Annotated in this window: 1 pseudogene; it reads left to right on the top strand. The window is 29.8% G+C overall.

Annotation, left to right across the window (positions count from 1 at the left end):
• Window positions 1-161: 161 nt before the first annotated feature.
• Window positions 162-506, top strand: a pseudogene (locus OCL94_RS13335) (transposase); the annotation flags it as partial.
• Window positions 507-1,028: the final 522 nt, after the last annotated feature.

The following is a 1,028-nucleotide window of genomic DNA, read 5'->3' as shown; positions in this document are numbered from 1 at the left end:
GAGGTTGGGACATAAGTAGATAAATCTTCGATTTATTCCAGCCAAATGAAAAAAAGAGAAGTTCGAAAATTATTTTCGAATTTCTCTTTTTATATACAAATAAAAAAGACACTACTTTATAATGTAAGTAACCACACCAACATAATAAAAGGAGTGCCATTATGTATAAAAATTATAACATGCAACAGCTTAATTTACCATTATTCACAGATATCTTATTCGAAGAAAATGATATTGTTTTTTTCGTAAATGAAATCGTGGAATCAATTCCCGATAATACTTTTAATGACTTCGACTCAAAATTTGGTGCCTCGTCATATCACCCAAAAATGATGTTAAAAATAATATTATTTTCATACACTCAATCCATATTTTCAGGGCGTAGAATTGCCTCTGCATTACATGATAGTCTCCGACTTATGTGGTTGTCTCAAGGTCAAAAACCATCATATAGAACAATTAACCGATTTAGAGTTAATCCTAAATTGGCTAATATTTTAGAAGAATTATTCATTCAATTTAGATACCAATTAATCGACCAAGGACTTATAGATGAGAATGTACTTTATATAGATGGTACTAAAATAGAGGCGAATGCAAATAAGTATAGCTTTGTGTGGAAGAAGAATACCGAAAGGTATAACAACCAGATTATAGCTAAATCAAAGGAGATGTATGATCAACTTATTGTTGAAAATATTATTCCTGAAATTTTGGAGGAACAGGAAGATGAAATCACACTTGAACACTTAAAATATATGGAAAATGAGGTCGAAAAAAAGATTGAGGAATTGAATACGCAAATTTCGAATACTGAATCAGGTTCTGAACGTAAAATAATTCGTTCTGAAAGAACAAGAATCAATAAATACAGTAAAACACTAAGAAATTGTATTGAGAAAAAAATAAAATACGCAGAAGAATTTGAAAAGCATGGTGATAGGAATAGTCATTCAAAAACTGATAATGATGCAACATTTATGAGAATGAAAGATGATCACATGAAAAATGGTCAACTTAAACCTGCT

The organism is Macrococcus capreoli (genome assembly GCF_025628935.1).
Classification (GTDB): domain Bacteria; phylum Bacillota; class Bacilli; order Staphylococcales; family Staphylococcaceae; genus Macrococcoides; species Macrococcoides capreoli.
This window is presented reverse-complemented; position numbering and strand designations above follow the sequence as displayed.